Source organism: Stappia sp. WLB 29, from assembly GCF_023507705.1.
In the GTDB taxonomy this organism is placed as follows: Bacteria; Pseudomonadota; Alphaproteobacteria; order Rhizobiales; family Stappiaceae; genus Stappia.
Genome location: NZ_JALBGD010000003.1, coordinates 163,029 through 187,908, shown reverse-complemented (window position 1 = coordinate 187,908; position 24,880 = coordinate 163,029). Strand labels below are relative to the sequence as shown.

At 67.6% G+C, this 24,880-nt stretch carries 22 protein-coding genes; 10 read left to right on the top strand and 12 right to left on the bottom strand.

The genetic code is table 11. The features are described 5' to 3' along the window. Window positions 1-172: 172 nt before the first annotated feature. Window positions 173-1,546, bottom strand: coding sequence for a tRNA uridine-5-carboxymethylaminomethyl(34) synthesis GTPase MnmE (gene mnmE / locus MNI96_RS07155; RefSeq protein WP_249691651.1), 1,374 nt, complete (start codon window positions 1,544-1,546; stop codon window positions 173-175). 113 nt (window positions 1,547-1,659) lie between these two features. Between mnmE and MNI96_RS07150 the strand changes: the two genes are divergently transcribed. After that, window positions 1,660-3,741, top strand: a complete 2,082-nt coding sequence (locus MNI96_RS07150) for a thioredoxin domain-containing protein (protein WP_249691649.1) — start codon at window positions 1,660-1,662, stop codon at window positions 3,739-3,741. Window positions 3,742-3,769: 28 nt separating this feature from the next. Here the strand turns inward: MNI96_RS07150 and MNI96_RS07145 are convergent, their stop codons facing one another. From MNI96_RS07145 to hemE, 4 genes are all read right to left on the bottom strand, one after another. Continuing rightward, complete coding sequence (locus MNI96_RS07145) at window positions 3,770-4,366, bottom strand: GNAT family N-acetyltransferase (RefSeq protein WP_249691647.1); 597 nt, start codon at window positions 4,364-4,366, stop codon at window positions 3,770-3,772. Window positions 4,367-4,503: 137 nt separating this feature from the next. Continuing rightward, a complete protein-coding gene (gene rho, locus MNI96_RS07140; RefSeq protein ID WP_249691645.1) occupies window positions 4,504-5,772 on the bottom strand; it encodes a transcription termination factor Rho in 1,269 nt (422 codons plus the stop codon). 339 nt (window positions 5,773-6,111) lie between these two features. Further along, window positions 6,112-6,537, bottom strand: coding sequence for a protoporphyrinogen oxidase HemJ (hemJ, locus tag MNI96_RS07135; protein ID WP_249691643.1), 426 nt, complete (start codon window positions 6,535-6,537; stop codon window positions 6,112-6,114). Between the two features lie 51 nt (window positions 6,538-6,588). Next, on the bottom strand, window positions 6,589-7,614 hold the full coding sequence (gene hemE / locus MNI96_RS07130) for a uroporphyrinogen decarboxylase (RefSeq protein ID WP_249692207.1): 1,026 nt from the start codon (window positions 7,612-7,614) through the stop codon (window positions 6,589-6,591). A gap of 455 nt (window positions 7,615-8,069) precedes the next feature. On the opposite strand from hemE, the gene MNI96_RS07125 reads away from it, so the two are divergent. From MNI96_RS07125 to dnaQ, 5 genes are all read left to right on the top strand, one after another. Then, a complete protein-coding gene (locus MNI96_RS07125) occupies window positions 8,070-8,921 on the top strand; it encodes a pyruvate, water dikinase regulatory protein (RefSeq protein ID WP_283776374.1) in 852 nt (283 codons plus the stop codon). A 40-nt stretch (window positions 8,922-8,961) separates the two neighbouring features. After that, on the top strand, window positions 8,962-9,558 hold the full coding sequence (locus MNI96_RS07120) for a Maf family protein (RefSeq protein WP_249691641.1): 597 nt from the start codon (window positions 8,962-8,964) through the stop codon (window positions 9,556-9,558). After that, window positions 9,555-10,394, top strand: coding sequence for a shikimate dehydrogenase (locus tag MNI96_RS07115; protein WP_249691639.1), 840 nt, complete (start codon window positions 9,555-9,557; stop codon window positions 10,392-10,394). The genes MNI96_RS07120 and MNI96_RS07115 overlap by 4 nt, the downstream gene beginning before the upstream one ends. Beyond that, entirely contained in the window at window positions 10,391-10,978 is a 588-nt protein-coding gene (gene coaE / locus MNI96_RS07110) for a dephospho-CoA kinase (protein WP_249691637.1), read from the top strand. The genes MNI96_RS07115 and coaE overlap by 4 nt, the downstream gene beginning before the upstream one ends. A 174-nt stretch (window positions 10,979-11,152) precedes the next feature. Continuing rightward, a complete protein-coding gene (dnaQ, locus tag MNI96_RS07105) occupies window positions 11,153-11,857 on the top strand; it encodes a DNA polymerase III subunit epsilon (protein WP_249691635.1) in 705 nt (234 codons plus the stop codon). A gap of 43 nt (window positions 11,858-11,900) precedes the next feature. Here the strand turns inward: dnaQ and MNI96_RS07100 are convergent, their stop codons facing one another. Beyond that, entirely contained in the window at window positions 11,901-12,887 is a 987-nt protein-coding gene (locus MNI96_RS07100; protein ID WP_249691633.1) for a 2-hydroxyacid dehydrogenase, read from the bottom strand. Between the two features lie 262 nt (window positions 12,888-13,149). Here MNI96_RS07100 and MNI96_RS07095 point away from each other — a divergent pair, with 262 nt between their 5' ends. Beyond that, a complete protein-coding gene (locus tag MNI96_RS07095) occupies window positions 13,150-13,779 on the top strand; it encodes an SH3 domain-containing protein (RefSeq protein WP_249691631.1) in 630 nt (209 codons plus the stop codon). Window positions 13,780-13,874: 95 nt separating this feature from the next. Here MNI96_RS07095 and fabI read toward each other — a convergent pair whose 3' ends face one another. From fabI to fabA, 3 genes are all read right to left on the bottom strand, one after another. Continuing rightward, window positions 13,875-14,711, bottom strand: coding sequence for an enoyl-ACP reductase FabI (gene fabI / locus MNI96_RS07090; protein ID WP_249691629.1), 837 nt, complete (start codon window positions 14,709-14,711; stop codon window positions 13,875-13,877). 85 nt (window positions 14,712-14,796) lie between these two features. Continuing rightward, a complete protein-coding gene (gene fabB / locus MNI96_RS07085) occupies window positions 14,797-16,014 on the bottom strand; it encodes a beta-ketoacyl-ACP synthase I (protein WP_249691627.1) in 1,218 nt (405 codons plus the stop codon). Between the two features lie 215 nt (window positions 16,015-16,229). After that, window positions 16,230-16,790: a 3-hydroxyacyl-[acyl-carrier-protein] dehydratase FabA gene (gene fabA, locus MNI96_RS07080; protein ID WP_249691626.1), complete on the bottom strand. Its 561-nt coding sequence runs from the start codon at window positions 16,788-16,790 to the stop codon at window positions 16,230-16,232. Window positions 16,791-17,167: 377 nt separating this feature from the next. Here fabA and irrA point away from each other — a divergent pair, with 377 nt between their 5' ends. Continuing rightward, a complete protein-coding gene (gene irrA, locus MNI96_RS07075) occupies window positions 17,168-17,587 on the top strand; it encodes an iron response transcriptional regulator IrrA (RefSeq protein WP_341871105.1) in 420 nt (139 codons plus the stop codon). 89 nt (window positions 17,588-17,676) lie between these two features. On the opposite strand, the gene nth is transcribed toward irrA, so the two are convergent. Beyond that, window positions 17,677-18,474, bottom strand: coding sequence for an endonuclease III (gene nth, locus MNI96_RS07070; protein ID WP_249691625.1), 798 nt, complete (start codon window positions 18,472-18,474; stop codon window positions 17,677-17,679). A 22-nt stretch (window positions 18,475-18,496) separates the two neighbouring features. Here nth and MNI96_RS07065 point away from each other — a divergent pair, with 22 nt between their 5' ends. Beyond that, the gene (locus MNI96_RS07065) at window positions 18,497-19,066 is read left to right on the top strand and encodes a DUF2244 domain-containing protein (protein WP_249691624.1); all 570 of its coding nucleotides are present in this window, start codon (window positions 18,497-18,499) and stop codon (window positions 19,064-19,066) included. Window positions 19,067-19,105: 39 nt separating this feature from the next. On the opposite strand, the gene MNI96_RS07060 is transcribed toward MNI96_RS07065, so the two are convergent. Then, on the bottom strand, window positions 19,106-20,926 hold the full coding sequence (locus tag MNI96_RS07060; protein ID WP_249691623.1) for a VHL beta domain-containing protein: 1,821 nt from the start codon (window positions 20,924-20,926) through the stop codon (window positions 19,106-19,108). A 214-nt stretch (window positions 20,927-21,140) separates the two neighbouring features. Here MNI96_RS07060 and MNI96_RS07055 point away from each other — a divergent pair, with 214 nt between their 5' ends. Continuing rightward, window positions 21,141-22,046, top strand: a complete 906-nt coding sequence (locus MNI96_RS07055) for a methylated-DNA--[protein]-cysteine S-methyltransferase (protein WP_502960317.1) — start codon at window positions 21,141-21,143, stop codon at window positions 22,044-22,046. A 7-nt stretch (window positions 22,047-22,053) separates the two neighbouring features. Here MNI96_RS07055 and mutS read toward each other — a convergent pair whose 3' ends face one another. Next, window positions 22,054-24,822: a DNA mismatch repair protein MutS gene (mutS, locus tag MNI96_RS07050; protein ID WP_502960310.1), complete on the bottom strand. Its 2,769-nt coding sequence runs from the start codon at window positions 24,820-24,822 to the stop codon at window positions 22,054-22,056. Window positions 24,823-24,880 lie beyond the last annotated feature (58 nt).

Below are 24,880 nucleotides of genomic sequence, written 5' to 3'. Positions count from 1 at the left end.
CGGCATTGCCCTTGTGCGTGGATAACTCGTAAGGCCGGTGATACCCGAAAACCGGCGCGCCGGTCAAAGACAAGCAGCGATACAAGCTCGCTTCGGCTATCCGTTTCGGATGAGTCTTCATTACGGTTTTGAATCGATCCTCGATTCCTGCTGTTTCACGTGAAACGCTCGTTTACTTCCCGATACAAAATTCGCGGAAAATCACGTCCAGCAGGTCCTCGACACCGATGCGGCCGGCGATCCGTCCAAGCGACTCTCCTGCCCGGCGCAGGTCCTCGGCGCGGATTTCCAGCGACCGCCGCTCGACCAGCGCATCGGCCAGAGCCGCCAGACAGTCCTCCAGATGTCGCCGGTGCCGCTCCCTCGCCGCCAGCGGCTCGTCGAGCCCGCCGACATGTGCCGCGGCAAAACCGGCCAGCGCGGCCAGCAGGTCTTCCACGCCCTCGCCGCTGCGCACCGACAGGCGGAAGCTCCGCTCACCGGTCTCGTCGGCCGGCCAGCGCACTCCCCTGTCGGCCTTGGTCTCGATCCGCCACAGGGCCGGTGCGGTCTGCGGCCGGGTCGTCGGCACCGCATCCGGCTCCCCCTCGGGCGCGACCAGCCACAGCACCAGGTCGGCATCGCCGGCCCGCGCCAGCGCGCGGCGGATGCCCTCGCGCTCGACCGATCCCGCCTCCTCGCGCAGGCCCGCCGTATCGACCAGCGTCACCGGATAGCCGTCGAGGTCCATATGCACCTCGATCACGTCGCGCGTGGTCCCCGCCTCCTCGGTGACGATGGCAACATCGCGCCGCGCCAGCGCATTGAGCAGGCTCGACTTACCGGCATTGGGCGCGCCGAGCAGCACCACCTGCACGCCGCTGCGCAGCCGCTCCGCCCGCTGCGCCCGCTCCAAGTGTGCGGCGATCTCTCCGCGCAGCCGCGCGACCTCCTCCCACACCACCCCCGAGATATCCTCGGGCACATCTTCCTCGTCGGCGAAATCGAACTCCGCCTCCACCAGCGCTCGCGCGCGGGTCAGCCGCCCGCGCCATCCGTCATAGACCGCCGCCAGGGCGCCGCCGGCCTGACTCATCGCCAGCCGCCGCTGCGCCTCCGTCTCGGCGGCGATGAGGTCGGCAAGGCCTTCCACCTCCAGCAGGTCCATCCGGTCGTTGTCGAAGGCCCGGCGGGTAAACTCGCCTTGCTCGGCCATCCGGCATCCGGGCAGCAGGCCGAGCATCTCCAGCACGGCGGCGACCACCGCCCGCCCGCCATGGCAATGGAGTTCGGCCACATCCTCGCCGGTGAAGCTTTCCGGCCCCGGAAACCAGAGCACCAGGCCCCGGTCGATCACCGCGCCATCCGCCGGTCGCCGGAGATCGCGAAGGGATGCCCGGCGTGGCGCGGGACAGCTGCCGCAGATCGTTTCGAGGGCGAATCGTGTGCGCGGGCCGGACAGGCGGATCACCGCGACGCCTGCCGGCACCGGTCCGCTCGACAGGGCGAAGATCGTGTCGCGCCCGCCCCCCTTTGCCGCGAAGGTACGAATCCCCGCCTCATCCATCGGCTTTCCCTTGGCTCCCGGCATCGACTGACCTAGCTTTCCACACAACGAGATGGCGACTGCGCGTCGGACCTCCGACGCATCACGCTCACGCCCTGATATCGGAGAGGCCCATGACCGACAACCGTCTGGCCGACGCCACCAGCCCTTATCTGCTCCAGCACAAGGACAATCCCGTCGCCTGGCGGCCCTGGGGACCGGAAGCGCTGGCGGAAGCCCGCGCCGCCGACAAGCCGATCCTGCTCTCCGTCGGATATGCCGCCTGCCACTGGTGCCACGTCATGGCGCACGAGAGCTTCGAGGATCCCGGCGTCGCGGAGGTGATGAACCGTCTCTTCGTCAACATCAAGGTCGACCGGGAGGAACGGCCCGACATTGACCAGATCTACATGAACGCGCTGCATGCCCTCGGTGAGCAGGGCGGCTGGCCACTCACCATGTTCCTGACCAGCGAGGCAGAACCTTTCTGGGGCGGAACCTATTTCCCAAAGACCGCACGTTGGGGCCGGCCCGGTTTCGTCGATGTCCTGGAAGCCGTGGCCGGCACCTATCGAACGGACCGGGGGCGAATCGATACCAACCGCAAGGCCCTGATGGATCACCTGAGCAAGGCCCCTGCCGGGCCGAGCGGCCATCTGTCGGCGGACCTGCCCGTCACCGCCGGCAAGCGACTTGCCGGTCTCTACGACAAGGTCCATGGCGGCATTCGCGGCGCCCCGAAGTTCCCGCAGGCCTGCGTCGGCGAACTCGTCTGGCGCACCGGCCTGCGCACCGGCGACGCGGAGACCCTGCGCACGTGTCTCCTCACCCTCGAGCGCATGAGCAACGGCGGCATCTACGACCATATCGGCGGCGGCCTTGCCCGCTACTCCGTCGACGAGCGCTGGCTCGTGCCGCATTTCGAAAAGATGCTCTACGACAATGCGCAATACATCTCCCATCTCGCCCGGGCGCTCGCCCTCCCCGGCCTGGCACCTGGCGTCGCCGAACTGTTCCGGACCCGACTCGACGAGACGGTGGGGTGGCTGCAGCGCGAGATGATGAACGGCCCCGCCTTCGCCGCCAGCCTCGATGCCGACAGCGAGGGAGAGGAAGGCCGCTTCTACGTCTGGACGCCCGACGAGGTGGTCGCCGTTCTCGGCGAGACGGAGGAGTGCCTGCTCTTCTGCGAGGCCTACGACATCACCGTCCCGGGCAATTTCGAGGGCTCCAACATCCCCAACCGCCTGGCACCGCCGGAGGACGATGTCGGCGACGCTCTTGCCCGCTTCGCCGATACCCGCAGTGCCCTCCTCGCCGCACGCGAGGCGCGGGTTCGCCCGGGGCGCGACGACAAGGTTCTGGCGGACTGGAACGGATTGATGATCGGCGCCCTTGCCGAGGCCGAGTACATCTTCCGCATCGCAGGTGTTTCACGTGAATCGTGGCGGCGGCTGGCCCTTGGCGCCTATCGCTTCGTCATGGACGAAATGCGGGACGATACCGGCCGCCTGGCTCACGCCTGGCGCGCCGGCCGGTCGACCCGTCCCGGCTTTGCCAGCGATCTCGCCGCACTGATGAAGGCCGCGATCACGCTTGCCGAAACCTCTCTCGCCATATCGGAAGCGAATCGGTTTCTCGCCGACGCAAAGGACCTCGCCGCCCTACTGGACCAGGACTTCGCCGCAGAGGGCGGTGGCTATCATCTCTCCTCCCGGCAGGCCAGCGACGTCATTCTGCGTCCGCTCTCCCCGATGGACGAGGCGGTGCCGAACGCCAACGGCGTTGCCGCGGAAGCGTTGCATCGGCTCTGGCACCTGACCGGGGACGAAACGGCGCAGACCCGATCCGACGCCATCCTCGCCCGGTTCGGATCCGAGATCGCCGGCAATGTCTTCGGTACGGCCAGCCTGCTCAGCGCCCTGGATACGAGCGCCAATGCCTTGCTCGCGGTCCTGGTGGTGCCAATCGAGGGCGATGCATCGGATGGCGCGATGGCCTTGCGCCGTGCGGTGGCGAGCCTCGCCGACCCCGCAGTCATTCGGCTCGAGGTTCCAGCCGGGCATGCTTTTCCTACAGGCCACCCGATGGATGGCAAGACAGCCAGGGACGGCAGGCCGACCCTCTATCTCTGCCGCCAGGGCACCTGCAGCGCACCGGTGACGGAGCCTGCGGACGTGGAGACCGTTCTGCTGCAATTCGCGAGACGGCGCTGACCTGGGCGGCGTTGGCCGTCGGTTGGGATCAGGCGCTGCCTGAAAGCTCCCGCCAGCGGTCGGCCCGCAGACGGTAGAGCACATGTCGCAACAGGGGATGAGCGCGATCGAGCAGCGGATGGTCGAAGTCGCCCTCCGCATCCCTCTGCATACCGAGACGCTCCATCACCCGCCGCGAGGGCGTGTTCGTCACCGTCGTGAAGGAGACGATCTCCTCCAGACCGAGGATTTCGAATCCGAATCGAAGCCAGGCGCTCGCCGCCTCGCTGGCATAGCCATACCCCCAGGCAGACCGGGCCAATCGCCAGCCGACTTCGACGCAAGGCGCAAAGGGCACCGGGTAGCGCGGCCGGCTGAGGCCGACGAAGCCGATGAACGTCCCGCTTTCCTTGACCACCACGGGCTGGAAGCAGATGCCGTCCTCGCGCGTCCGCTGGCGGGCGCTCTCGATCATGGCATCGCTCTCCTGCCGATCCAGCACGGACGGAAAGTAACGCATCACCTCCGGATCGGCGTTGAGCGCGGCGAAAGGCTCGCGGTCTTCGTCCGCCCAGGGCCTCAGCAGCAAGCGTTCCGTCTCGATCTCCGGGGCGACCTCGCCCGGATCTGCCAACTGATCCCTCATCGTTGCACCTCCGAATCGACCTGATTCACGTGAAACATCTGCGCTGCAAAAAGCAACACCCGCGAGAGCCTACGCTGCTCGCGGGTGTTTCACGTGAATCCCGTGAGAGGATGCGAAGTCTCCCGCACCCGTCCCCGTCAGGTATTCATGCTGTCGAAGAAATCGTCGTTCGACTTGGTCTGGCGCAGCTTGTCGAGCAGGAACTCGATGGCGTCGACCGTCCCCATCGGATTGAGAATGCGGCGCAAGACGAACATCTTCTTCAGGTTCACCGGCTCGACAAGCAGCTCTTCCTTGCGGGTGCCGGAGCGCTGAATGTCGATGGCCGGGAACACGCGCTTGTCGGAGATCTTCCGGTCCAGGATGATCTCGGAGTTGCCGGTGCCCTTGAACTCCTCGAAGATGACCTCGTCCATGCGGCTGCCGGTATCGATCAGGGCGGTGGCAATGATCGTCAGCGAGCCGCCCTCCTCGATGTTACGGGCAGCACCGAAGAAGCGCTTGGGCCGCTGCAGGGCGTTGGCGTCGACACCGCCGGTCAGCACCTTGCCCGAGGACGGGACCACGGTGTTGTAGGCGCGGCCGAGGCGGGTGATCGAGTCCAGCAGAATCACCACGTCGCGGCCATGCTCGACGAGACGCTTGGCCTTCTCGATGACCATCTCGGCCACCTGCACGTGACGCACCGCCGGTTCGTCGAAAGTGGAGGAAACCACCTCGCCGTTCACCGTGCGCTGCATGTCCGTGACTTCCTCCGGCCGCTCGTCGATGAGCAGCACGATCAGGTAGCATTCGGGATGGTTGGTGGTGATGGACTTGGCGATGTTCTGCAGGAACACCGTCTTGCCGGTCCGCGGCGGCGCGGTGATCAGCCCGCGCTGGCCCTTGCCGAGCGGAGCGACCAGGTCGATGACCCGCGACGACAGGTCCTTGCCGCCCGCCGGGGTCTCGACTTCCATCTTCAGCCGCTCGTCAGGATAGAGCGGAGTCAGGTTGTCGAAGTGGACCTTGTGGCGCGCCTTCTCCGGGTCCTCGAAGTTGATCTTGTTGACCTTGAGCAGCGCGAAATAGCGCTCGCCTTCCTTGGGACTGCGGATCTCGCCTTCGACCGTGTCGCCGGTCCTCAGCGAGAAGCGGCGGATCTGCGACGGCGAGATGTAGATGTCGTCCGGGCCCGGCAGATAGTTCGCGTCCGGCGAACGCAGAAAACCGAAACCGTCCTGCAACACTTCGACGACGCCCTCGCCGATAATGTCGACGTCTTGGGCAGCCAGTTGCTTGAGGATGGCGAACATCAGCTCCTGCTTGCGCATGGTGCTGGCGTTCTCGACCTCGTGTTCCTCGGCAAAGGCGAGGAGCTCGGTCGGTGTCTTGATCTTCAGATCTGAGAGTTTCATTTCCCGCATGGGCAATGGATGGTCTTCTGCTAGAGGGGTGGAGGAGGATGCGAGTGATCCCGCGCCGCATATGGGCAGACCGGATCATCAGGAAAAGGGAATGGCTGCGGGTCGACAATCGGAACTGTCGTTCCGACCTGGTGCTTCTAGGGCTCCGGTTACCTGCGCGGGTCAAGACCGCCGCTCCGGAACTTCGCCAACACCATGCCCGCAGGATGTGAGGTTGACGGAATCTACATTTTTAAATTCGACAGGGCAAGCACCATTCGTCGAGTGCTCGCAATATTGTCACGACGGGCGCAAGACTATCCGCCTCCGCCCGACGCAGGGTTATGACAGGTTAACCGCTCAAAACGGCTTGATCACCACCAGAATCACGATCAGAAGCATAAGTACCGTGGGCACTTCGTTGACGATGCGATAGTGGCGAGAGCTGTGCGTGTTGGCATCCGCGGCAAATTGGCGCACGCAGCGCGCAAGATAACCGTGCAAACCGCTCATCACGAGAACCAGCGTCAGCTTGGCATGCAGCCATCCGGACGAGAAAAACCCGCCCTCATAGGCGACCCACAGGCCGAAGATCCAGGACGAGATCATCGCCGGCGTCATGATCGCCTTGAGCAGGCGCCGCTCCATGACCTTGAAGGTCTCGCTCTGCGGCGTCCCCGGCCCGGCTTCCGCGTGATAGACGAAAAGCCGCGGCAGGTAGAACATCGCGGCCATCCAAGCGATGACCGAGATGATGTGCAGAACCTTCAGCCATAGATAGAGCATGGATTATCCGTTTCCAGGGGGAACGCTGCCACGGACCGGCCGTGGCAGCCGTCAGGACGCATCGAGCGGGTCCGGCGCCTGGCGCACGCGTTCGATCATGCGCGCCACGTTTTCCGGATCCGCATCCGGTGTCACTCCATGCCCCAGATTGAAGACGAGCGGACCCTGTCCAAGTGTCGCAAGCACCTGGTCGACACCCTCGTTCAGCGCCTGCCCGCCGGCGACCAGCCGCATCGGGTCGAGATTGCCTTGCACGGGAACCAGCTTCTGCACCTCGCGGGCCAGAGCCCCCGGCACGGTCCAGTCGAGGCCGACCGCATCGACGCCGGTCCCGGCGATGTAATCCGCCAGCCGCGCGGCCGATGCCTTGGGGAACCCGATGATCTTCGCGCCCGGCACGGCTGCACGCACGCCCTCGACGATCGCCCGCGTCGGGGCGACCGACCAGCGGCGGAAACCGGCATCGTCGAGAACGCCGGCCCAGGTGTCGAAGATCTGCACCGCATCGGTGCCGGCCTTCAGCTGCCGCACCAGATAATCGATGGAGGCCGTGACCAGTTGGTCGATGAAGGCCTGCATCAGCTCCGGATCGCGATAGGCGCCGATCCTGGCGGCGGTCTGCTCCTGGGTGGTGTGCCCGGCCACGGAATAGCAGGCGACCGTCCAGGGGGCTCCGCAGAAGCCCAGCAGCGTCACCTCTTCCGGGAGTTCCCGGCGCAGCCGCGAGACGATCTCGATGACGGGGTCGAGATGGCCGACCGCCCGCCTCTGGTCGAGCTTGCCGACAAGCCGGTCGCTGAGCGGCTCCAGCACCGGTCCGCGCCCTTCCTCGAAGCGAACGGGATATCCGAGCGCATCGGGAACCACGAAGATATCCGAGAAGAGAATCGCCGCGTCGAAGCCGTAGCGCCGGATGGGCTGCAAAGTGACTTCCGTTGCAAGCTCTACGTCGTAACAAAATTCAAGAAAGTTAACTCTTTTTGAACGGGTGGCACGGTACTCGGGGAGATACCGTCCGGCCTGCCTCATCATCCAGACAGGGGGCGGCCAGAGCCTTTCGCCGGCCAGCACCTGCATGATCCGTCGCGACGCCGTTTGAGACACGAGAACCCCTTTAAAAAAGAAAAGAATCCTTGAAAGAGGATTCTGTTGTTTTTGTTTGGCACTGGACAACCGGGATTATCGGTTGTCGACACGGCTCCACATGACCTGTTCGCTCACCGCCTGTCGAGGGGTTTCGGGTATAAGCCCTTTTACCGATCGTGGTGATAACCCGAATTCTTGATAAAAAACAGTCGATTGGAGTTTTGTTAACCATCTGTTAACCTTTAAGGCAGCGTCGAACAAGCTGGGGACGGCGGAAGAACACTTCGGTTTTCCCCGCAATCGGCGATCCTTCCGTCTCCGGCTCCTGCTCGCTTGTGCAGTGTTGATTGTTTTTTCGCTTCGGGCATGGTTTTGCGGACTTGGCCTCGAGAGGGTCGGTTTGACCACACTAACCAGCGCAAACGCCGCCTGCAGGGGATAACAGCTTGGGAAAGACTCGCAACTTCTTCCACCTGCACATGGTTTCGGACTCCACCGGCGAAACTTTGATGACCGTGGCGCGCGCTGCGACCGCCCAGTACGAGGATGTCCAGGCGATCGAGCATGTCTATCCGCTGGTGCGCTCGACGCGGCAGCTCGACCATGCGCTCGACGAGATCGAGCACGCTCCCGGCATCGTTCTCTATACGCTCGTCGATCCGGAGTTGGCGGACCGGCTGGAGCAGGCGGCCCGGGCTGCCGGCGTTCCCTGCGTCAACATCCTCTCGCCGGTCTTCGCCGTCTTCCAGTCCTATCTCAACGTCCGTCTGACGGGCCGCATCGGCGGCCAGCATGCGCTCGATGCCGATTATTTCCATCGCATCGAGGCGCTCAATTTCACGATGCTGCATGACGACGGGCAGATCCCGGACAATCTCGACGAGGCGGATGTGGTGCTTCTCGGCGTCAGCCGCACGTCCAAGACGCCGACCTGCATCTATCTGGCCAATCGCGGCATCAAGGCGGCGAACATTCCCATCGTTCCGGACATCCCGCTGCCCCGCCAGCTCGGCGAGTTGCGCCGGGCGATGGTGGTGGCCGTCGTCGCCTCGGTCGAGCGCATCCAGCAGGTGCGGCAGAACCGCATCCTGACGCTGAATGCGGGCGGGTTCGAGAACGAGACCTATGTCGACCGCCGGGTGATCGCCCGCGAAATCGCGGTGACGCGCAAGATCTGCGCCGAACACGGCTGGCCGCTGATCGACGTCACCCGCCGGTCCATCGAGGAAACCGCGGCGGAAATCATGGCCCTGTACCGGACCCACAAGAGCGCTCTGGCAAACGGCGGCGTGGCCTGATATCGCCTGAAGCGGCCTTCAACAGCTTGCGGATGGGTTCATGACCGACATCATTCTCGCCAGCGGCAGCCGGATCAGGGCCGAGCTGCTCGCCAATGCCGGCCTCACGTTCCGGGTCGACCCGGCTAAGGTGGACGAGCGCGCCGTCGAGGCGCCGCTGCTGAAAAGCGGGTTCCCGCCGGACGACATCGCCCGCGTTCTCGCCGAGGCCAAGGCCCAGGAGACCAGCGCCCGCAATCCCGGCGCCCTCGTCATCGGCGCCGACCAGGTGCTGGAGTTCGACGGCCGCCGCCTGACCAAGCCCGAGGACATGGAGGCGGCCCGCCGCCAGCTTCTCGCCATGTCCGGCAAGCGCCACCAGCTGCACTCCTCGGCCGCGATCGCCCGCGACGGCGAGACCGTGTGGTGCGGCACCGCCACCGTGCACATGAAGATGTGGTCCTTCGGCCCGGAATTCGTCGGCCGCTATCTCGCCGCCGCCGGCGATGTCGTGCTGTCGAGCGTCGGTGCCTATCAGCTCGAGGGGCGCGGCGTGCAGCTTTTCGAGGCCATCGAGGGCGACTATTTCACCGTGCTCGGCCTGCCGCTGCTGCCGCTCCTGAAGCAGCTGCGCGAGATGGGGGCAATCGAGACATGACGCGGCGTGCCGCCATCACCGGCTATCCCGTCAGCCATTCCCGCTCGCCGCTGATCCACAATCACTGGCTCCGGCTTCATGGCATCGACGGCTCCTATGAGCGCATCGCCGTCGCGCCGGAAGAGGCTCATTGCTTCTACGAATCCCTCGGCGACCGGGGCCTGGTCGGCTGCAACGTCACGGTTCCCAACAAGGAGGCGGCGGCCGAGGTTTGCGCGACGCTGGATGAGGCCGCCCGCGCCATGGGTGCGGTCAACCTGCTGTGGGTGGAAGCCGACGGCCGTGTGCACGGCGCCAACACCGACGGTCTCGGTTTTCTCGGCAATCTCGATCAGATGGCGCCGGGCTGGGACAACGGCCTGCGCGAGGCAGTGGTCCTGGGCGCCGGCGGGGCGGCCCGCGCCATCGTCTGGGCCTTGCTGTCGCGCGGTGTGAAAACCGTGACCATCGTCAACCGGACGCGGTCCAAGGCCGAAGAACTCTGCGCCCGTTTCGGATCCGACTCGAAAGCTGCAGACTGGGGAGAACTTGCCGGTCTGCTGGGGAGCACCGGCCTTCTCGTCAACACCACCTCGCTCGGCATGCAGGGCCAGCCGCCGCTGGAGATCGACCTCTCTGCGCTCCCCGTGTCGGCGCTGGTGACCGATGCGGTCTATGCGCCGCTGGAAACGCCGCTGCTGGCCGCAGCGCGCGCCCGGGGCAACCCGGTGGTCGACGGGCTCGGCATGCTGCTGCACCAGGCAGTGCCCTCCTTCGAGCGCTGGTTCGGCGTCCGTCCGCAGGTCACCGGGGAGCTGCGCGCCCTGCTTCTGGCCGATCTCGAGGTGGTCGCGTGATCGTTCTCGGCCTCACCGGCTCCATCGGCATGGGCAAGAGCACCACGGCGCGCATGTTCGCCGAGGCCGGTGCGGCGGTCTATGATGCCGATGCCGCCGTGCACCGGCTCTATTCCGGCAAGGCGGCACCGCTGATCGAGGCCGGCTTCCCCGGCACCGTCGTGGACGGCACCGTCGACCGTGCCCGGCTCGGCGAGCGGGTGATCGGCAAGCCGGAGGAGATGAAGCGGCTGGAGGCCATCGTCCATCCCTTGGTGCGCGAGGCGGAGAACGCCTTCCTGGCGGATGCCGCCCGCCGGGGGTGCCGCGTTGCGGTGCTCGACATTCCGCTCCTGTTCGAGACGGGCGGAGAGCGCCGCGTGCGCGCCGCCGTCGTGGTCACTGCGTCTCTGGATGTCCAGCGCGAGCGGGTGCTCGCCCGCCCCGGCATGAGCGAGGCGCGCTTCGAAGGCATCCTCGCCAAGCAGATGCCGGATGCGGAAAAGCGTCGCCGGGCGCATTTCCTCGTCGATACCGGCCTGGGGTTCGAGCCTGCGCGCCGCGAGGTCGGCGCGATCCTGCGGGCCGTGGCCTCCCTCGCCTGAGGAAAAGCCGAGCCAAAGCTTGCGCAAAACCGGTTCGAAAACCGGGGATCAGCTGGGGAAAACCGGCTGCCGACGGCCGGATGCAGCCACCCTTGCTGTCGCTGCCGGGGCCGATCTGAGACACTGGAACCGGCCGGCGCATGGCCGGCCGCGCATGACACGGGGACCTCGACCTTGCGGGAAATCGCCTTCGACACGGAAACCACCGGCCTTGATCCCAGGAACGGCGACCGGCTGGTGGAAATCGGCGGCGTCGAGCTGATCAACCACGTGCCGACGGGCCGCACCTATCACGTCTACCTCAACCCCGAGCGCGACGTGCCGCTGGAAGCGTTCAACGTGCACGGCCTGTCGAGCGAGTTTCTGGCCGACAAGCCGAAATTCGCCGAAGTGGCGCAGGAGTTCCTGGAGTTCGTCGGCGATGCGGTGCTGGTGATCCACAACGCCTCGTTCGACATGGGCTTCATCAACATGGAGCTTGCGCGTGTCGGCCTGGGGCCGATCCCGCCCGCCCAGGTGCTCGACACGCTGGCCATTGCCCGGCGCAAGCACCCCGGCTCGCCCGCCTCGCTGGATGCGCTGTGCTCGCGCTACGGCATCGACAATTCGCGCCGCACCAAGCACGGCGCGCTGCTCGATTCCGAGATCCTGGCAGAGGTCTATATCGAGCTGATCGGCGGCAAGCAGGCCGGCCTTGCCTTCAGCGCCGAGGAAGAGACGACGACCGTCGAGGTCGTGCAGCAGCGCAGCCGCGCCCTGCCGCGGCCCGTGCCGCTGCCCCCGCGCCTGAGCGCGGCCGAGATCGAGGCCCATGCCGCTTTCGTCTCCGGCATGGGCGACAAGGCCCTGTGGAAACGCTACGAGCCGGGCGAGGCCTGATCAGCGGGAAAACGGGAGCGGGGAAGGATCCCCGTCTCCTCCCCTACAGCATCGACGGCAGGACGCGATCCGGCGGACGGTGACCGTCCATGAAGGTCTTGATGTTGATGATGACCTTCTCGCCCATGTCGACGCGGCCCTCGACCGTCGCCGATCCCATATGCGGCAGCAGCACCACCTTGGTGGAGGCGACCAACTTCGGGTTGACCGCCGGCTCGTGCTCGAACACGTCGAGACCGGCGCCGGCGAGCTGGCCGGCATCGAGCTGACGGATCAGCGCCGCCTCGTCGATCACCTCGCCGCGCGCGGTGTTGACGATATAGGCCTCGGGCTTCATCAGCTTGAGCCTGCGGGCGGACAGAAGGTGATAGGTCGCCGGGGTGTGCGGGCAGTGGATGGACACGACGTCCATGCGCGCCAGCATCTGGTCGAGGCTGTCCCAGTAGGTGGCCTCGAGCGCCTCCTCCACCGCCTCGGAGACTCGTCGGCGGTTGTGGTAGTGGATCGACATGCCGAAGGCCTTGGCGCGCCGGGCGACGGCCTGGCCGATGCGGCCCATGCCGATGATGCCGAGCCGCTTGCCCCAGATCCGCCGGCCGAGCATCCAGGTCGGCGACCAGCCGGTCCACTCGCCATGCTCCAGCACCTTGATGCCCTCGGCGATGCGACGCGGCACGCCGAGGATCAGCGCCATGGTCATGTCGGCCGTGTCCTCGGTCAGCACGCCGGGCGTGTTGGTGACCGTGATGCCGCGATTGTTGGCGGTGATCACGTCGATATTGTCGACGCCATTGCCGAAATTGGCGATCAGCTTGAGATTGGGTCCGGCCTGCGACAGCACGGCGGAGTCGATCCGGTCGGTGACCGTCGGTACCACCACGTCGGCGGTCTTCACCGCCTCCACCAGCTCGGCCTGGCTCAGCGGCCTGTCGGCCTCGTTGAGGCGCGTCTCGAACAGCTCGCGCATCCGCGTCTCGACGACGTCGGGCAGTTTGCGTGTCACGACGACCAGTGGCTTCTTCCTGGGCATGCTCCTCGCCTTTTCGCGCTCTGTTGAGGGCTCCTTAACCCTACCTGTCCGAAATTGCGTCGTCGCCGCCGCAGCGGCCGGGCCGACGCTTCAGTTCTCATTACCAGATGGTCCGGTCAAAACAAGGGACCGGAACGTGCGATAGCGCCGGATGGCGGGCTCAAGGCGGGCCTGCCTTGAAAATGTGCGATTCTCGGTCTTTCGCTGAACCCGCCGGGCGGGCGGCGGCGATACGGATTTCGAGGGAAAGGACAGGGACCCAATGCGTGGACTGGCAAGGAGGTGCAGCGATCACGACAGGCAGCCGGCAGGCGACGCCGGCCGGTCGCGTGCGCGCCCCGCGCCGACCCGCATCCGTCGTCCCCTTGACCGCGCGCTCGCCGCCGGCGCCCTCTGCCTGCTCCTGCTGCTGCAGATCTTCGCCGGGCCCGGCATCGCCCTTGCCCAAAGCACCACGCGGGGCCCGAGCGGCTTTCCCGTTCCGCGCTTCGTCAGCCTCAAGTCCGAGCGCGTCAACGTGCGCATCGGTCCGACGCTCGAGCACCGCATCGGCTGGACCTATGTCCGCGCCGGCCTGCCGGTGGAGATCGTCCAGGAATTCGAGAACTGGCGCCGCATCCGCGACTGGCAGGGCGAGGAGGGCTGGGTCTTCCATTCGCTGCTCAGCGGCCGCCGCACGGCGCTGGTGACCCCCTGGGAGCAGTCCGGAACCACGCCTCTGCGCGCCGAGCCGCGCTCCGACGCCCGCCTCGTCGCTGAGCTTGGCCCCAACGTGCTGGCCAATGTCGGCAGCTGCCGCGAGGGCTGGTGCCGGATCAGCGGCGAGAAATTCGCCGGCTGGATCGACCAGACGCGCCTTTTCGGCGTCTATCCGGACGAAACGGTCGAGTGATCTGAGGCGTTTCAAGGTTCTGAAATACAAATAAAAACGGCGGCTGCACCTGTGTGCGGCCGCCGTCTTGCATCCTTGCTCGCCAACGGCTGGTCTCAGGCTTCCTCGGCCTGGCGTGCGACCTGGGCTTCGGCTTCCTGCATCTTCAGCGCGTCGAGCCGCGGCATCGACACGGTGTTGTAGCCGCTGTCGACGAAATGCACCTCGCCGGTGACGCCGGACGACAGGTCCGACAGCAGGTAGAGCGCCGAGCCGCCGACCTCGTCGATGGTCACGGTGCGACCGAGCGGCGAGTGCTGCTTCTGATAGTTGAACATCACCCGCGCGTCGGAGACGCCGGAGCCGGCCAGCGTGCGCACCGGGCCGGCGGAGATCGCGTTCACCCGGACGTTCTGCAGGCCGTAATCCATGGCGAGGTAGCGCACGGAGGATTCCAGCGCCGCCTTGGCCACGCCCATCACGTTGTAGTTCGGCATCACCTTGGTCGAGCCGCCATAGGTCAGCGTCACGATCGAGCCGCCGTTCGGCATCAGCTCGGCCGCCCGCTTGGCGATCTCGGTGAAGGAGAAGCACGAGATCAGCATCGTGCGGGTGAAGTTCTCCCGCGTCGTGTCGGCATAGCGGCCGCGCAGTTCCGACTTGTCGGAAAAGGCGATGGCATGCACGAGGAAGTCGATGCTGCCCCACTCGGCCTTCAGCGTCTCGAACACCTTGTCGACCGTGGCGATGTCCTCGACGTCGCAGGGGATCAGCAGATTTGCCCCCACGCTGTCGGCCAGCGGCCGCACGCGGCGGCCGAAGGCCTCGCCCTGATAGGTGAAGGCGAGCTCCGCCCCTTGTGCCGCAAGCGCCTTGGCGATCCCCCACGCGATGGAGTGATCGTTTGCGACGCCCATGACCAGACCGCGTTTGCCCTTCATAAGCCCGCTCATTCCCAACTCCTTCAGAGAAGCGGGCGGGGCCTTGCCCGCTCCGCCCGGTCCGGCCGTCGCCGGCCGGATGTGGTTTGTGTGAAGATCAGCCGTTGTAGCGGCGGAAGACGAGCGTGGCGTTGGTGCCGCCGAAGCCGAAGCCGTTGGACATGATGGTGTTCAAGCCGGCATTGTCGATGCGCTCGCGCACGATCGGCACGTCGGCGAAGATCGGGTCGAGCTCCTCGATATGGGCCGAGGGGGCGATGAAGTCGTTCTGCATCATCAGCAGCGAGTAGATCGCCTCGTGCACGCCGGCCGCGCCCAGCGAGTGGCCGGAGATCGCCTTGGTGGCCGAGATCCGCGGCAGGTCCTTGCCGAACACGCTGCGCATCGCCTCCACCTCGCGCTCGTCGCCGACCGGCGTCGAGGTCGCGTGCGGGTTGATGTAGTCGATCGGCTCGCCGACATTGGCCATGGCCAGCTTCATGCAACGGGCAGCGCCCTCGCCCGAGGGGGCGACCATGTCGTAGCCGTCGGACGTCGCGCCGTAGCCGACGATCTCGGCATAGATGGTCGCGCCGCGCGCCTTGGCATGCTCCAGCTCCTCGAGCACCAGCACGCCGCCGCCGCCGGCGATGACGAAGCCGTCGCGATTCTTGTCGAACGGACGGGACGCGTTGTAGGCGGTGTCGTTGTACTTGCTCGACATGGCGCCCATGGCGTCGAACAGGTTCGACATGGTCCAGTCGAGATCCTCGCCGCCGCCGGCGAAGACGACGTCCTGCTTGCCCCACTGGATCAGCTCGGCGGCATGGCCGATGCAGATGTTGGTGGTCGCGCAGGCCGCGGAGATCGAATAGTTGACGCCGTGGATCTTGAACGGGGTCGCCAGCGTCGCCGAGGTGGTGGAGCTCATCGCCTTGGGTACCGCGGTCGGTCCGATGCGGCGCGGGCCCTTGTCGCGGGTGATGTCGGCCGCCTCGACGATGGTGCGCGTCGACGGGCCGCCGGAGCCCATGACGATGCCGGTGCGCTCGTTGCTGATGTCGCTCTCCTCGAGACCGGCATCGGCGATCGCCTGCTGCATCGACATGTAGGTCCAGGCCGCGCCCGGCCCCATGAACCGGGTCGTGCGGCGGTCGAGCACCTCGAAGGGATCGACGGTCGGGGCGCCGTGGACCTGGCAGCGGAATCCGAGCCGCGCATAGTCCTCGGCCGGAACGATGCCGGACTTGCCCTCGCGCAGGCTCGCCGTCACTTCCTGGGTGGTGCCGCCCAGCGACGACACGATGCCCATTCCGGTTATCACCACCCGCCTCATCGCGGTCTCCCATGCTGTCTTTCGGAGCCGGCGCAAGGGGCCGGTCCGGTATCAATCGAAACGTCGAGCCACGCCGCAATATCGCCCGTGCGGCATAACTGCCTGATATGGCTGCGCGGTCGTGCCGTCCGGGGGCGCCTGGCCGCCTGTGCGGCCGGGCATGCCCTCACCAGATAGGCGCTGCCGCACCGGTGATCAATCGCCCGCGTCGGGTTCTACTCGGTCTTGAACAGGCCGACCTTCAGGTCCTTGGCCTGGTAGATCGTCTCGCCGTCCGCTTTCAGCCAGCCGTCGGCGATGCCGAGCACGAGGCGGCCGCGCCGCACGCGCTTCAGCTCGACGCCGTATTCGACGAGCTTGGTTTCCGGGGTGACCATCTTGGAGAACTTGATCTCGCCGGTGGAGATCGCCCGCCCGCGGCCCGGCTCGCCGAGCCAGCCGAGGAAGAAGCCGGTCATCTGCCACAGCGCATCGAGGCCGAGGCAACCCGGCATGACCGGGTCGCCCTGGAAATGGCAGGGGAAGAACCAGAGGTCGTCGCGGATGTCGAGCTCGGCGCGGACCTGACCCTGGCCGTATTCGCCGCCATCCTCGGAGATCGAGGTGATGCGGTTGAACATCAGCATGGGCGGAAGCGGCAGCTGCGCATTTCCGGGGCCAAACAGCTCGCCGCGTCCGCAGGCAAGCAATTCATCGTAGGAGTAGCTCGATTGCCGCACGTTCTTCCCATTCCCGCAGGTTGATCGGTTGTCCCGTATGCGCAAGGCGGCCGTCATGACCGTCCTGCCGGACCGGGATCTGGTTCTGCCGCGCTTACTAACATAGCACCTTGCGCTCCGGAAACCCGTGAAGTGGCCCCCGGAATGAGCTTTTTCGCACTCCTTTGGGTCGACTTGCCACATTTTCCGGCCGGAGCGCGCGTTGGGGCCGTCGTTTTGACCCTTTTTCCCGACACCTTGGCGGCAGCGGACAGGGCGAAGCTTGCAAATCGGGCGCGATCCGTGGCAGAAAACTGCCATGGCTCTTGCGTGCCGGCGGGGACAGTCCCCACATGCACGCTGCGGAAGGGTCCCGGCGAGGGTCGCGAAGGCGGCCGCAACGGCAGTCCCCGGCGGGCCGGACTGCAACGAGAACGGAAAGCGAGCGGGAAGACGTGGGCGAACTGCACCGGCATCGTGAGGTACAGGAAATGCTGCGTTCGGCCGGTCTGAGGCCGACCCGCCAGCGCGTGGCGCTGGCCGAGCTCCTGTATTCCAGGGGCAACCGGCACATCTCCGCCGAACTCCTGCACGAAGAGGCGGAAGCCGCCAACGTGCCGGTATCGCTGGCCACCGTCTACAACACGCTGCACCAGTTCACCGAGGCCGGCCTCCTGCGCGAGGTCGCCGTCGAGGGCACCAAGACCTATTTCGACACCAACACCGACGACCACCACCATTTCTTCATCGAAGGCGACAACAAGGTGGTCGACATTCCCGGCTCCGGCGTGTCGATGGCCCGGCTTCCCGAGGCTCCCGAGGGCATGGAGATCGTCCGTGTCGACGTGGTGATCCGCCTGCGCCGCAAGGACTGAACCGCGCGGGCCGGCCTGCTGCCCGATTTCCCGACAGTTTCAAGACTTCTGCAACGCGGGCATTGCGCCCGCGCTTTTCATTGTGCAGATCAGGCAGCCTGGCGGCGCGTGTTTTCCGGGCTCTTGCACAGGTCGGCAATCAGGCACTTCTCGCAGTCCGGCTTGCGGGCCTTGCAGATGTAGCGGCCATGCAGGATCAGCCAGTGATGGGCGTGCAGCAGGAATTCCCGCGGCACCGCCTTTTCCAGCGCCGTCTCCACTTCCAGCGGCGTCTTGCCCGGCGCCACGCCGATGCGGTTGCCGAGGCGGAAGAGATGCGTGTCGACCGCGATGGTCGGCTGGCCGAAGGCGATGTTCAGCACCACGTTGGCGGTCTTGCGCCCGACGCCGGGCAGCGTTTCCAGCGCCTCCCGGTCCTGCGGCACTTCGCCGCCGAAGCGGTCGATCAGGAGCTGCGACAGGGCGATGACGTTCTTCGCCTTGTTGCGGAAGAGCCCGATGGTCTTGATCGCCTCGCGCAGCCGGTCCTCGCCCAGCTCCACCATCTTCTGCGGCGTGTCGATGGTCTCGAACAGCGGCCGCGTCGCCTTGTTGACGCCGACATCGGTCGCCTGCGCCGACAGCGCCACGGCAACCAGCAGCGTGTAGGGATTGACGTAGTGCAGCTCGCCGGTCGGCTCCGGATTGGCGGCGTGGAAGCGCGCGAAGATCGCGTAGAGCTCGTCCTTGCTGTAGCGCGGGCGCGCCGTGCGGCGGGGCTTGGCCGCCTTCGGCCCGGCGGCGGATTTCGTCGCCTTGGCGGGCTTGGCAGGTTTTGCGCCCTCCTGCGCGGCGGGCTTCGCAGCAGGCTTGCGCGACTTGCGGGGATCGGGCTGGTTCGCGGTCATTCCTCCTCTATAATCACCGCTCATGACGAGCGGCAATCCGAAAACCGAGCGGCCCGATCCGCAAGACCTTGCTTCCGATCCGGCCCAGGCCGATCCGGATGCGCCTTTCTTTGCGGCGCTGCTGACGCCCTACCGCTCGCTCGGGCCGGCGGGCTTCCGCATCCTCATGCTCGTGGTCTGCGCCATCTGCCTGACCGCCGGCCTGTTGTTCCTGTCGCTCGGCGCCTGGCCGGTCTTCGGCTTTCTCGGCCTCGATATCCTGCTGATTTTCTTCGCCTTCCGCTGGAATTACCGGGCGGCGCGGGCGTTCGAGGAGGTGCAGGTCTCGCGTACGGAAATCCGCATCCGCAAGGTGCTGGCCTCCGGGCGCGAGCAGCTCTACTCCTGCAATCCGTTCTGGGCGCGCCTCGATGTGCGCGAGGAGGAGGACGAGGGCGTCGTGCGCATCACGCTGACCGCCCGCGGCATGTCGGTCGATATCGGTGGCTTCCTCAATCCGGAAGACCGCACCAGCTTTGCCGGCGCCCTGCGACGCGCGGTCGCACTGGCCAAGGCCGGCGGGCCGCAGCCGGACCTGCCGGCGACGGCCTGAGCCCCCTTGTCGCTCGACACGACGGCAACGGCTGCCGGATCAGAAGATCCGGCAGAACTGCGGCGGCATGCCCGGCCGCTGCCAGGTGACGGTGTTGCCGCTGCCGGTCAGCGCATAGCCCCGCCCGACATAGTTCAGCTCGCCGCCGCCGCCCGACCGGTCGGGCAGCGTCACCGGCGACAGGCCGCGCTCGCGCACCGTCGCGGTGCGGCGGGCATTGTCGATGGTCACGTCGAGATAGGCGCCGCTGTCGCAATCGTAGGAGAGCGGCAGCACGTCGCCGGAAGGCAGCGGTTCCGGGGGCAGGAACTGCGGTGGCGGCGCCGGCCGGTAGACCGGGGCCGGTTCCGCCTCCGCCATGCCCGGCAGGATCGTGACCGTGCGCGTGCCCCCGCCGGCCAGGTAGATGCCGAGGCACCGTCCGCGCAGGTTCGAGACCAGCCAGGGGTGCCCGGCCAGCGTGTCCTGGATCATCCGCCCGCCCGGCGGCACTTCGGCCTGGGTCTGGCGCAGCCCGTCGAAGTCGAGCCAGTGCACGATCACCGGCCGGTTGCGGTCGTTGACGAAGATCATCCGGGCCGGCTGGTCGCTCGGCACCGAGGCGATGTCGCCCTCCTCGTAGCAGCTGATGCTGCCGCTGCCGCCCGCCACCGGCAGGCCGCGCGTCATCTGCGGCGCGGGCGCCGCCACCACCGGGGCCGGGGTGGCGCAGGCCTGCTGGAAGCTGCGCACCGGCCGGGCGCTGCCCGACAGCGACACCTGGTAGCGCCAGTTGCCGGCAATGCCGACATCCAGCGTCTCGCCGCGGATCATGCCGGTCCAGATCGGGTCGTCGGCCGTCAGCGTCACCACTGGCTCGGACTGGCCGGCCTCGTTGTTGGCGCTGGACCCGCGCGCCGTGTAGCTGCGCGATACGTCTCGGGCCGACAGCTGCACGGCGATCTGCTGGTTCTCGGCGAGCGGGTCGGCGGTCGCGGCGAGCTGCATCTCGATCCGGTTGGAGCCGCGCTGGCAGCTGGCCCTCAGCGCCCGGTCGTCGGTCTGGCGCAGGCCGTAGACCAGCTGCAGCCGGTCGCCGCCCAGGTCCTCCACATACCAGTTCCGACCCTCGAACAGCGGCAGTCCCGGCTGCACGCCGGCCTGGCTCTGCAGCGGCTCCGCGTCGCGCGCCTCGTCCTGGTCTCCGTTCTGGGTTACCTGCGCGGTTGCTGCGGCCTCGCCCTGCCGCGTCTGCGCGTCCTCGGCGGCGGTCGCGGGGGTCTCGCGGGCGGCTTGCGCCTCGTCGCGGCTGCCGCGCAAGCCGTCCTCCGCGCTCCCGTCGACGGACGGGCGGCGGACGCCGCCGGCCCGCGGCGGTGCGCTCGGTCCCTCGCCGGACGGCACGGCCTGGCGCACGCCGCGCGCACCCGCATCGGCCTGGCTGGACGCGGCGCCCTTTGTCGCCATCGTCACCTTCCAGTCGCCGCAGATGTCGACCTCGTCGCGCAGGATCCGCCCGTCGGCGAGCACCAGCCGCAGCGAGCGCCGGCAGTCGATCTGCCCGTCGTTCTTGGCATCGCCCTCCACCTCGACGAAGACGCGCGCCTCGGCCCGGCGGCGCACCTGCATCGCCTTGCCGTCCATCTCCACCTCGCGGATCGCGGTGTCGTCGTCGGTCTGGATCATCACCAGCCGGCGCTGCACGCGCTGGCCGGATCCGCTTCCCGCCGTCTCGCCGCTGCCTTGTGCGGGGGCCGGCAGGGGCGACAGCAGGGCGGCGATCAGCGCCGCCAGGCCGATGGCTAGCGCCGTCCGAGGCAGGCGGCGGGACGCGGGCAGAGGGGCGGCTGACAGGCAGGCAACGGGGCGAAACTGGTGCATCGGCAGGTCCGTGTTCTTCGCAATCGGCACAAGGCGCCGTTCAACGCCGCACAGTGGCGTGCGTTTTTGACCGAAGCAAGACGGGCCCTCCTCACCCGGCCGTCGCAAATCGGGTGGCGATGCGCTTCTCCCGCGACTAGGCTCCCGGTTTCGTGATGATGCTTTCATCAGCGAACGGACAGCGAGCGTGACGGGAGTTCCGGCAATGACGGTGATGCACAACATGGAAGAGGCCCTGCCGGCGGTGCCTGCAGCACAGCTCCCCGAGGCGGTGAAGGATTACGACATCGTCCGCCGCACCCTCAAGGTGATCACGCAGACCTGGCGCGACCAGCCGGCGCTGGAGACGCTCGCCGCGGAAGCCGGCCTCGACCCGATCCAGCTGCAGCGGGTGTTCTCGCGCTGGGCCGGCATCACGCCGAAACAGTTCGTCCAGGCGATCACCCTCGACCATGCCCGCGCCCTGCTGCGCCAGTCGGCCACCGTGCTGGACACCAGCTACGAGGTCGGCCTGTCGGGTCCTGCCCGGCTGCACGATCTCTTCGTCACCCACGAGGCGATGACCCCCGGCGTCTACCGGGCGCGCGGCGAGGGCGTCGAGATCCGCTACGGCTTCCACCCCTCGCCCTTCGGCCTGGCGCTGGTCATGGCGACGGAGCACGGGCTTGCCGGCCTCGCCTTCGCCGATCCGGGCGAGGAGCGCGCCGCGCTGGAGGACATGACCGGCCGCTGGCCGCGCGCGGCCTATGTCGAGGACACGGCCTTCACCGCGCCGATGGCGCAGCGCATCTTCGCGCCCTCGCAATGGTCGGCCGAGCAGCCCTTACGGGTGGTGCTGATCGGCACGGATTTCGAAATCCGCGTCTGGGAGACCCTGCTGCGCATCCCGCTCGGCCGCGCCACCACCTATGGCGACATCGCCGAGCGGCTGGGCAAGCCGACCGCCTCGCGCGCCGTCGGCCGGGCGGTCGGGCGCAATCCGATCTCCTTCGTGGTGCCCTGCCACCGGGTGCTCGGCAGCACCGGCAAGCTCTGCGGCTATCACTGGGGCCTGACGCGCAAGCGCGCGATCCTCGGCTGGGAAGCCGGGCTCGCCGGCCCCGTGCTGGAGAGCGTGTAAAGGCGGCTCAGGTCTTTTTGCGCGCCTGCTTCAGCTTGTAGAGCGCCTCCAGCGCCGCGCGCGGCGTCAGGTCGTCCGGGTCGATGGCATCGAGCGCCTCCAGCACCGGATCCGGCGCGGCTTTCGCGGCCGGTGCGCTCGGTCTCGGCGCTGCGGCCGCGAACAGTGGCAGGTCGTCGATCAGCTGCTCGCCCGGCGCGCGCCGGTCCTGCTCTTCCAGCTGCGCCAGCACCGCCCTCGCCCGTTCGATCACCACCGGCGGCAGGCCGGCGAGCTTCGCCACCTGGATGCCGTAGGACCGGTCGGCGGCGCCCGCGACGATCTCGTGCAGGAACACCACGTCCCCCTGCCATTCGCGCACCCGCACCGTGGCGTTGGTCAGCCGCGGCAGCCGGCCCGACAGGGCGGTCAGCTCGTGATAATGGGTGGCGAACAGCGCCCGCGAGCGGTTCACCTCGTGCAGGTGCTCGATCGCCGCCCAGGCGATGGACAACCCGTCGAAGGTCGATGTGCCGCGGCCGATCTCGTCGAGGATCACCAGCGCCCGCGCGCCCGCCTGGTTGAGGATCGCCGCCGTCTCGACCATCTCCACCATGAAGGTCGAGCGCCCGCGCGCCAGGTCGTCCGCCGCGCCGACGCGCGAGAACAGCCGGTCGACGACGCCGATATGCGCCGAGGCCGCCGGCACGAAGGCGCCCATCTGCGCCAGGATGGCGATCAGCGCGTTCTGCCGCAGGAAGGTCGACTTGCCGGCCATGTTGGGACCGGTGATCAGCCAGATCCGGCCGCCCGCCTCGCCCTCGCTCGGCCCCAGATCCGCGTCGTTGGCGACGAAACTCCCCGCCCCCTCGCGTTTCAGCGCCTGCTCGACGACCGGATGCCGGCCGCCGCGAATGTCGAAGGCGAGGCTGTCGTCGACCACCGGCCGGCACTGGTTCTCCGCCTCGGCCAGATGCGCAAGCCCCGCCGCAACGTCCAGCACCGACAGCCCGTCGGCGGCGCCCTTGATGGCATCGCCCGCCCCGATCACCGCCTCGCACAGCCGGCGGAATACCTCGCTTTCCAGCGCCAGCGCCCGCCCGGCCGCATTGGCGATGCGGCTTTCCAGGTCGGCCAGCTCGGTGGTGGTGAAGCGCATCGCCCCGGCCATCGTCTGCCGGTGGATGAAGCGCGCCGGATCGGCGGTCAGCTTCTCCGCATGGGTCGCCGGCACCTCGATGAACCAGCCCAGTACGTTGTTGTGCTTGATCTTCAGCGCCCGGATCGCCAGCTCGTCGGTGAGCGCGCCCTGCAGCTGGGCGATCACCTTGCGGCTGTCGTCGCGCAGCCGCCGCACCTCGTCGAGATCGGCAAGATAGCCCTCGGCGACGAAGCCCCCGTCGCGGGCAAGCAGCGGCGGTTCGTCCACCAGCGCCCGCTCCAGTTCGCCGGCAAGCTCCGCCGGCGCCGCCGCGATCCGCGCCAGCGCCGAGCCCAGCTCCTCGCCCTCGCTGCCCGCATCCGCGAAGAGGCCGGCGATGTCGCGCGCCGCTCCGAGGCCGCTGGCGATGGCCAGCAGGTCGCGCGGGCCGCCGCGCTGCATGGCGATGCGCGAGAGCGCCCGCGCCATGTCGGGCACGGCCTTGAGCCGTTCGCGCAGCCGCTCGCGCAGATAGGTGTCGCCGACCAGCCGCGCCACCGCGTCCTGCCGCTTGCGGATCTCCTCTATCTCGGTCAGCGGCCCGGCCAGCCGGGCAGCGAGCAGCCGCGATCCGGGGCCCGAGACGGTGCAGTCGATCACCGACAGCAGCGATCCGGCGCGCTCGCCGGAGAGGGTGCGCATCAGTTCCAGGTTGGCCCGCGTCGCCGGGTCGATCAGCATCCGCCGCGAGGTCGCCTCGTGCGAGGGCGGATCGAGCGGCGGGCGCTCGCCGTATTGCGTGCGCTCCACATAGGCGATGGCGGCGGCCGCCGCCGTCAGTTCCAGCCGCGAGAAGCTGCCGAAGGCCTCCGGCGTCGCAACGCCGTAATAGCGCGCCAGCCGGTCGCTGGCGGTCGCCCCGTCGAACAGGCTGCGCGGCACCGGCGACAGTGCCGCCCCGGTCTCGGAGAGCTGCCGGCGCAGCTCCGCATCGTCGAGCAGCACATCGGCGACGATGATCTCGCGCGGGTCGATGCGGGCGAGATCGCCGGCCAGCTGCCGTGCGTCGCTCGTGGCGACGCGGAAGGCGCCGGTGGAAATGTCGGCCCAGGCCAGGCCATAGCTTGCCTCGTCCTCCAGCGATCCGGTGCGCGCCCGCGCCAGCGTCAGCAGGAAGTTGTTGCGCGCCGCCTCCAGCAGCCGGTCTTCGGTCAGCGTGCCGGGCGTCACCAGCCGCACCACTTCCCGCCGCACCACGGACTTGGAGCCGCGCTTCTTCGCCTCCGCCGGGTCCTCGGTCTGCTCGCACACCGCGACGCGGAAGCCGAGCGAGATCAGTTTCTGCAGGTAGTCGTCGGCCGCGTGCACCGGCACGCCGCACATGGGGATGTCCTCGCCCAGGTGCTTGCCGCGCTTGGTCAGCGTGATGCCCAGCGCCCGCGAGGCCTCTTCCGCATCCTGGAAGAACAGCTCGTAGAAGTCGCCCATGCGGTAGAACAGCAGGCAGTCCGGATTGGCCGTCTTGATCTCGATATACTGCGCCATCATCGGCGTCATCGCGGAGAGGTCCGGTGCGGGCGGCGTTGCGCCGGTGCTGTCCGGCGCGGGGGCGTCCTCGCCCTCGCGAAGCTGCGCTGTACTGTGGGATATCTGCATGTCGTCGGCCATGCGGCAGACCCTAATGCGGCGGCGTCCGGGACGGAAGAGCCTGCAC